The 5,226-nt window shown below is 65.8% G+C and carries 5 protein-coding genes; 3 read left to right on the top strand and 2 right to left on the bottom strand.

The window, feature by feature from the left end; genetic code table 11:
• Positions 1–1,100: hypothetical protein (locus VLA96_02005; protein HSE47961.1), on the bottom strand; the 1,100-nt coding region annotated here is incomplete at its 3' end.
• A 150-nt stretch (positions 1,101–1,250) separates the two neighbouring features.
• A complete protein-coding gene (locus tag VLA96_02000; GenBank protein HSE47960.1) occupies positions 1,251–1,670 on the bottom strand; it encodes a hypothetical protein in 420 nt (139 codons plus the stop codon).
• A gap of 187 nt (positions 1,671–1,857) precedes the next feature.
• Between VLA96_02000 and VLA96_01995 the strand changes: the two genes are divergently transcribed.
• The 3 genes from VLA96_01995 to VLA96_01985 all read left to right on the top strand — a co-directional run bounded on the left by VLA96_01995 (position 1,858) and on the right by VLA96_01985 (position 5,057).
• Positions 1,858–2,232: a hypothetical protein gene (locus VLA96_01995; GenBank protein ID HSE47959.1), complete on the top strand. Its 375-nt coding sequence runs from the start codon at positions 1,858–1,860 to the stop codon at positions 2,230–2,232.
• 51 nt (positions 2,233–2,283) lie between these two features.
• Complete coding sequence (locus VLA96_01990; GenBank protein HSE47958.1) at positions 2,284–3,162, top strand: glycosyltransferase family 2 protein; 879 nt, start codon at positions 2,284–2,286, stop codon at positions 3,160–3,162.
• A 101-nt stretch (positions 3,163–3,263) separates the two neighbouring features.
• Positions 3,264–5,057 carry a methylmalonyl-CoA mutase family protein gene (locus VLA96_01985; GenBank protein ID HSE47957.1) on the top strand — a complete coding sequence of 598 codons (1,794 nt, stop codon included), beginning with the start codon at positions 3,264–3,266 and terminating at the stop codon, positions 5,055–5,057.
• The last annotated feature ends 169 nt before the right edge of the window (positions 5,058–5,226 follow it).

The raw sequence follows: 5,226 nt of genomic DNA, 5'->3' as shown, positions 1-5,226 counted from the left end.
CGCGATTTCTCCAGCTTGGCGTTGGCGTCGGCAAAGCACGCGCCGCACTCGCCCGACCCGGCGCAACGCGAAGGGATCATCGGCTGCCCCGGCGGCTCGTAATTCGGCTGCACCGCCGCTTCGCGCGGGTCGATCAGCCCGAACTCCTCCAGGAACGCCAGGATCAGCTTGGTGTTGGTGACGAACTGCCCCGCCATCTTCCCGGCCGACGAGAGGTAACCCGGCGGCTTGCCCGGCTCTTCCGGCTTGTCGTCCGGATGCGGCACCTTGATCGCCTCGGGATCGACCTTGATGCCCATCTTCTCCAGCGTGTCGAGCTGCTCGCGCAACTGGTTGATGCGCTCGTTGACCGCCTTCCACACGTCTTCTTTCGTGACGTTCTTGGGCGTGAGATCGAGCGCAGAGTCTTGCGAACTCCCCGGACGCACCAGCAGGAAGCACAGGATGAGCGCCGCCGCCGTGCCTGCTCCCTTCCCGCGCTGGCGCCATAGCACGATGATCAGCACGACCAGCGCGACGAAGATCAAGGCGAGCAGGATCTGGGTGGGCCCAATCGCATAAAAAACACCATCTGTTTTCTGCTCTGCCTTCCCGGCCCCTGCCCCGCTCGTCCCCGTCTGCGCCGGCGGCGTCAGCGCCACGCCCGCCACCAGCGGCGCGCCCTGCGCGTCGATGGGCACGAACGCCGTCGGCGTCGGCACCACCACCGTCGGGCCCACCCACGTCATCAGCTGGTACTTCGCGCCCGCCGGGCCGCTCACCTGCAACTGCACCGACTCCGCGGTGCGGAACTTCGCCGTCACCGCGCCGTTCGCCTCGGTCTCCTTCGCGAACAGCGCGTGCTCCGGCGAGTCCTTATAGATGGCCAGTTTCAGCTTCTTCGCCGCGTCCTCGCTTGCCAGCGTGATCGCGATCGGCTGCATGATGTCGATCTGGTCGATGACGAAGCGCACGCCCTGCTCGTTCGTCATCCCGCCCACGATCGAGAGCTTGCCCGCCCGCACCCGCTCGTCGGCCTTCGGCTCGATCTCCCAGCGCCGGTTCTGCGCCACCGCCACCGTGGCCAGCAGCAACACCCAGACCGCGATCCGCTTCGTCATGGCGCGCTCCTCGACAGAAGATGGCCAGCGAACCTATGCCCGCCGCCCGTTCAAGTCAACATGAAGTTGGGTAGGCGCCGGCGACTCGCCGGCGCATGGAAAAAGGGCCGCCCGCCGTAGCGGACGGCCCTCTACTTCAGCCAGATCGAACTATGCGGCGCGGTCGCGGTCCACGCGCTCCACGCGGTCTGTGCGGTCGACGATCACGCTGTCCGAGCGCCCGCGGCCGACCAGCCCGAAGATCAGCGCCAGCACCACCGCCACGCCGATCAGGACCCACACTAGCGGCACCCCGCCGCCGCCGCGGCGCGCGGGCGCCGAGGTCTGACCCTGGGTCGGTGCGCTCGTATCCGAAGTCGCCTGCGCGTTGCTGCCCGCCGGCTGGCCGCCCGACGTCTGGTCCTGCGGCTGCTGCGGCGTCGTGGTCTGCGTGCCGCTGGGTTGCGACTGCTGCGGCGCCTGCTGCGGCTGCGCCTGCGTCGTCGACGACGAGCTTTGGCTGCTGCTCTGTGCCATCGCCACGCCCACGCTCAGCGCGCACACCAGCAATAACATCCATGTCCGGTTCATAGGCCCTCCCTGAGATCCTCCATAAGTAGAGCCTTCCTCTCGCGCCGCGCGTTGTCCCGCCATCGCGCTGCTCACCTCCAGCAGCTCCCACCAGAGTTCCAGCGGCGCGAACTCGGGCGTGCCCGCCCGACTTTTTAGGATTGCGGTTTTTCAATCTGCAATCGACAATCTGCGATCGACGATCCCTATGCTCTTCGCCAAGCGCGTCTTCCTGTTCGCCGGTATCTGGGGACTGCTGGTCATCGTCCCCGGCTTCTTCAACGAGCCCTTCGTCGCCCAGACGCAGCCGCCGCCCATCACGCATCCCGAGTATTTCTACGGCTTCTACACCACCGCGCTGGCCTTCCAGGTGCTGTTCCTGCTGATGGCGCGTGACCCTGTGCGCTACCGCGCGCTCATGCCCGCCTGCATGCTGGAGAAGTTCGGCTTCGTCATCGCCGCCGCGGTGCTGTGGGGTCTCGGCCGCATCCCGCAGCTCATCGTCTTCTTCGCCTTCACCGACCTGGTTTGGGGCGCGCTCTTCGTTCTGGCATACAGGAAGACGCCGAAGCAGCCCGCCTGACCGTTTAGGGTTGCGGTTTCCCAATCGACAATCGACAATCTGCAATCATCGATGTCTTTATCCGTCGTCCTGGTCACGAAGAACGAAGAGGCGAACCTCGGCCGCACCCTGGAGAGCATCAAGTGGGCCGACGAGCTCATCGTCGTCGACTCCGGCTCCACCGACGCCACCGTCGCCATCGCCCGCGCCTACGGCGCCAAGGTCTTCGCCGAGGACTGGAAGGGCTACGCCGCGCAGAAGAACTCCGCCCTCGACAAGGCCACCTGCGACTGGATCCTCGCGCTCGACGCCGACGAAGTCGTCTCCCCCGGGCTCGCCCGCGCCATCCGCCGCCTCATCGGCACGCCCGAAGGCGTCGAAGACGTCCGCTCGCTCTCCGAGACCCTGGCCATCAGCTTCGCCGACCGCCGCTTCCTGCGTAGCCTGCTCAAGCAGTCCGACACCGCCTTCCAGCAGGCCCCCGACCCCCGCGCCGCTTTCGTCGCGTACCGCATCCCCTTCAAGCATCACTTCAAGGGTAAGTTCCTCCGCTTCGGCGGCATGTATCCCGACAAGAAGATCCGCCTCTTCCGCCGCGGGCACGGCCGCTTCAAGGAGCGCGCCGTCCACGAATCCGTCGAAGTCACCGGCGGCGCCATCGCCTCGCTCCACCAGCCCATCCTGCACTACGCCTACCCGTCGCTCGATTTCTACCTCGCCTCGATGGAGCGCTACTCCACCCTCGCCGCCCAGCAGATGCTCGCCGAGGGCCGCCGCCCCAAGCCCGTGCTCGACACCATCCTGCGCCCCGCCTTCAGCTTCCTCGGCCGCGCCTTCCTGCTCGGCGGCTTCCTCGACGGCCCCGCCGGCCTCACCTTCCACTTCCACCACTCCCTCTACGTCCGCTCCAAGTACGTGAAGGCGCTCGCGCTCCTGAAAGGATCTTCTTGATCTCCTTCGTGGAACCGGCGTGTCCTTCGTGGTGTGCTTTTCCGCGCCATTTCCTCTGTGTCTCTGTGTCTCGGTGGTAGGTGTTGTTAGAATTGTCTTGGATGGCCGACAAGAAGCCGACCAAACTCGCCGACTCCCCCATCGCCGACGTCTTCGATGGCCGCCACCCCTCCGCCTCGGAAAAAGAATGGGCGGAGAAGACGCTCGCCCCCTCGCTCGAGAGATCTCCCGAGAAACCCATCGGCGCACCCGGCGGCGTCAACCAGGACGACCACGGCCACGCGCGCTTCTCCACCATCTCGAATTACCCGGTCCGCCGTCTCTATACCCAGGCCGACCTGCCCGAAGACTGGTCCTACGAAAAATATCTGAACTATCCCGGACAGCCGCCCTACACGCGCGGCATCCACGCCACCGGCTATCGCGGCCGCCTCTGGACCATGCGCATGTTCTCCGGCTTCGCTTCGCCGGAGGAGACCAACGAGCGCTACAAGTACCTGCTCGAGCACGGCACCGGCGGCCTCTCCGTCGCCTTCGACCTGCCCACGCTCATGGGCTACGACTCCGACCACATGATGTCCGAAGGCGAGGTCGGCAAGTGCGGCGTCGCCATCGACTCGCTCGAGGACATGGAGATCCTGTTCAACGGCATCAAGCTGCAGGACATCACCACCTCGATGACCATCAACTCGCCCGCCTCGGTGCTGTGGGCGATGTACCTGGTCGTCGCGGAGAAGCAGGGCGCCGACTGGCGCAAGCTAGGCGGCACCATCCAGAACGACATCCTCAAGGAGTACATCGCGCAGAAGGAGTACATCTACCCGCCCGCCCCCTCCATGCGCCTGGTCATCGACACCTTCGAGTTCGGCTCGAAGTTCGTGCCCAAGTGGAACACCATCTCCATCTCCGGCTACCACATCCGCGAGGCCGGCTCCACCGCGCTCCAGGAGCTGGCGTTCACCATCTACGACGGCGTGGAGTACGTCGAGTGGGCCCGCCGCCGCGGCCTCGACGTCGACGAGTTCGGCACCCGCCTCTCCTACTTCTTCAACGCGCACAACGATTTCTTCGAGGAGATCGCCAAGTACCGCGCCGCGCGCAAGGTCTGGTACCGCCTCATGAAGGACCGCTTCGGCGCGAAGAACGCGCGCACCATGCTGATGCGCTTCCACACCCAGACCGCCGGCGTCTCGCTCACCGCGCAGCAGCCCATGAACAACATCGCGCGCGTCGCCCTCCAGGCCCTCGCCGCCGTGCTCGGCGGCACGCAGTCGCTGCACACCGATTCCTACGACGAAGCCCTCGCCCTGCCCACCGCCGAGGCCGCGCGCATCGCGCTCCGCACCCAGCAGATCATCGCTTACGAGTCCGGCGTCGCCCAGACCGTCGACCCGCTCGGCGGCTCCTACTTCCTCGAGAAGCTCACGCTCGACATGGAGCAGGGCGCGTTCGATTACTTCCAGAAGCTCGACGCCATGGGCGGCATGGTCAAGGCCATCGAGCGCGGCTACCCGCAGAAAGAGATCGCCGAGGCCAGCTACCAGTTCCAGCGCGCCGTCGAGGCGAAAGAAAAGGTCATCGTCGGCGCCAATGATTTCGTGGTCGAGGAAGACCTGCCGCCCATCCTTTATATCGGCGAGGAAGTCCGCGAGGCGCAGACGAGAAAGCTCAAAGCGCTGCGCGCCAAGCGCGACAACGCCGAAGTCCAGCGCCGCCTCGACGCGCTGAAGAAGGCGGCGTCACACGAGCCCGAAGCCCGCGCCGACGGCAAGATCTCCGACGCCAACACCATGCCCTACATCGTCGACGCCGTCCGCGCCTACGCCACCGTCGGCGAGATCTGCGACGCCCTCCGCCAGGTCTACGGCACCTACGAAGAAGTCAGCATCACGTAGTATGTCCTCCTTTCGCCGGTGACGCCTTGATGACGACGTTCGCCTTCTTCGAGCAGGCAACCGACACCGAATGCCTGCTGGCCCTCGAGTGTCTGCATGGCCCTTGGGGATGGTTAGTTGCCGCCTTGGTCTACGCCTATACAGCGTATTGCATGCAGGTGATCGCTAG

The sequence above is a fragment of the Terriglobales bacterium genome (assembly GCA_035457425.1).
GTDB lineage: Bacteria > Acidobacteriota > Terriglobia > Terriglobales > Acidobacteriaceae > JACPNR01.
This window is presented reverse-complemented; position numbering and strand designations above follow the sequence as displayed.

Bases quoted from the DNA above. Each gene is read 5' to 3' on its own strand.
- VLA96_02000 (HSE47960.1), bottom strand. From the start codon at position 1,670: ATGAACCGGACATGGATGTTATTGCTGGTGTGCGCGCTGAGCGTGGGC.
- VLA96_01995 (HSE47959.1), top strand. From the start codon at position 1,858: ATGCTCTTCGCCAAGCGCGTCTTCCTGTTCGCCGGTATCTGGGGACTG.
- VLA96_01990 (HSE47958.1), top strand. From the start codon at position 2,284: ATGTCTTTATCCGTCGTCCTGGTCACGAAGAACGAAGAGGCGAACCTC.
- VLA96_01985 (HSE47957.1), top strand. From the start codon at position 3,264: ATGGCCGACAAGAAGCCGACCAAACTCGCCGACTCCCCCATCGCCGAC.